This is a genomic window from Paracoccus sp. (in: a-proteobacteria) (genome assembly GCF_047973135.1).
Lineage (GTDB): Bacteria > Pseudomonadota > Alphaproteobacteria > Rhodobacterales > Rhodobacteraceae > Paracoccus.
Genome location: NZ_JBKEBL010000014.1, coordinates 1 through 1638 on the forward strand (window position 1 = coordinate 1; position 1638 = coordinate 1638).

The following is a 1638-nucleotide window of genomic DNA, read 5'->3' on the forward strand; positions in this document are numbered from 1 at the left end:
AACGGCAGAAACTGTTAGCGGCAACCGGCAGAACCGGTTCTGCCGGTTGTGGTTTGGAAGGCTTTCGACGGCATTTTGACCCGGCGCCGAATCACTCTCAATCTCCGCGAACGGCCTCAAACCCAGCAAAACATGGGGTGGCATAACCTCCGGCGAGGTTACGCCACCTTCCGCCTCCCTGCGGGGCCTTTTTATGTGATTGTTCTTCTCCCCGTCAGCGGCCCGGTCCGGGCGATGCAAGATGGAGGCAAGAGCATGACACAACCCATGAGTGCGGAACCAGCAATAGAGCCGCGCCTGCTGCGCGGCTGGATCAGCCGCTACGACCTGGCCCAGGAATTGTGTCTGACGGTCGACACCCTGGGGCGTTGGGAGCGGCGGCGGACAGGTCCGGCCTGCGTCCGCGCCGGTCGCAAGATCTTTTACCGGATGAGCGTGGTTCAGGACTGGCTGCAGTCGCAGGAGATGCCGCGCGTCACGGACAGCAAGATTAGCAACGCCAGCAAGGCACGGGGGCGGAAATGAACGCCCTGACCCTGATCCCCTCGGCCAACGTCGATTGCAACAGCACGGATGCGGCGCGTTGGCCTTCAGATTGGCCTGCCCAGCGCCTCACTGAGGCGCGAAGCATCGTTGCCGATTTCGTCCACCACCCGGACAGCCTGATCATCCTCGCCTGCCGTGCGATTGCCGCGTGCAGCCCGGATCAACAGGAACGCCGCGAAGCCTTGGCCCTTGCCGGTCTGCTGCTCTGCCTGTCGCCGCGCAAATCGAAAGGCGGTGACGCATGACCCGCCGCACGCCCGAGGCCGATATACAACGCGCCATCGTCCACACACTGCGCGTCGTGCTGCCACGCGATGCGATCATCCACCACTCGGCCAACGAAGTGGGTTCTGGCTGCAAGGCCGCCCGGCAGCGCCAGGCGATCCTGACCGGCATGGGTGTCTTGCCGGGCTTCGCCGATCTGATCGTCCTGACCGGCGGGCAGGTGCTGTTCCTCGAGGTCAAAAGCCCGTCCGGCCGTCTCAGCCCGGCGCAGAAGGCCTTTCGCGACATGGTGAAGGCTCAGGGCTTCGGCTGGGCGCTGGTGCGGTCTGTCGAGGACGCGCTGGGGGCGCTGGCCGATCATGGGATCACCACCCGGGTGCAGGCCCTGAACCCGCACCGGAGGGCCTACGCATGAGCCATTTCGCGACCAACTGGGCGATCCTGCAACGCGGGCTGAAGCCCGCAACCAAGATCGTGCTCTGGCATCTCTGCGACCGTCACAACCCCGATTTCGGCTGCTTCCCGACGCAGGCGCGACTGGCCGCCGATTGCGAGATCAGCCGCTCGGCGCTCAACGACCATCTCCGGAAGCTTGAACTCGCCGGTCTGATCCGGCGCTGCGCAAGCGTCGATCCGATTACGAAACGCCAGCAGCCGACCCGCTACATTCTGGGGTTCGAGGCCGGGTTCAATGATCCGAATTCGGACCCGTCTCCGAATTCCGGACATGGCGATTTTCCCGGGATTTCGGGTGGTGATCCTGACGGCGAAGCACGCCCGATGTCGGCCAATGCAGGCAATCCGTGTCCGGATTCTGCACACGGAGCCGTGTCCGGATTTCGGGCAAAGCCGTGTCCGGAAAATGGC

At 64.2% G+C, this 1638-nt stretch carries 4 protein-coding genes; all 4 read left to right on the top strand.

Features of this window, described 5'->3' with window-relative positions; genetic code table 11:
• Positions 1–255 precede the first annotated feature (255 nt).
• Positions 256–525, top strand: coding sequence for a transcriptional regulator (locus tag ACK5L9_RS01035; RefSeq protein ID WP_416909589.1), 270 nt, complete (start codon positions 256–258; stop codon positions 523–525).
• The gene (locus ACK5L9_RS01040) at positions 522–791 is read left to right on the top strand and encodes a hypothetical protein (RefSeq protein ID WP_416909590.1); all 270 of its coding nucleotides are present in this window, start codon (positions 522–524) and stop codon (positions 789–791) included. Before ACK5L9_RS01035 ends, ACK5L9_RS01040 begins: the two co-directional genes overlap by 4 nt.
• Complete coding sequence (locus ACK5L9_RS01045; RefSeq protein WP_416909591.1) at positions 788–1186, top strand: VRR-NUC domain-containing protein; 399 nt, start codon at positions 788–790, stop codon at positions 1184–1186. Before ACK5L9_RS01040 ends, ACK5L9_RS01045 begins: the two co-directional genes overlap by 4 nt.
• Positions 1183–1638: helix-turn-helix domain-containing protein (locus tag ACK5L9_RS01050; protein ID WP_416909592.1), on the top strand; the 456-nt coding region annotated here is incomplete at its 3' end. The genes ACK5L9_RS01045 and ACK5L9_RS01050, both read left to right, overlap by 4 nt.

Bases quoted from the DNA above. Each gene is read 5' to 3' on its own strand.
- ACK5L9_RS01035 (WP_416909589.1), top strand. From the start codon at position 256: ATGACACAACCCATGAGTGCGGAACCAGCAATAGAGCCGCGCCTGCTG.
- ACK5L9_RS01040 (WP_416909590.1), top strand. From the start codon at position 522: ATGAACGCCCTGACCCTGATCCCCTCGGCCAACGTCGATTGCAACAGC.
- ACK5L9_RS01045 (WP_416909591.1), top strand. From the start codon at position 788: ATGACCCGCCGCACGCCCGAGGCCGATATACAACGCGCCATCGTCCAC.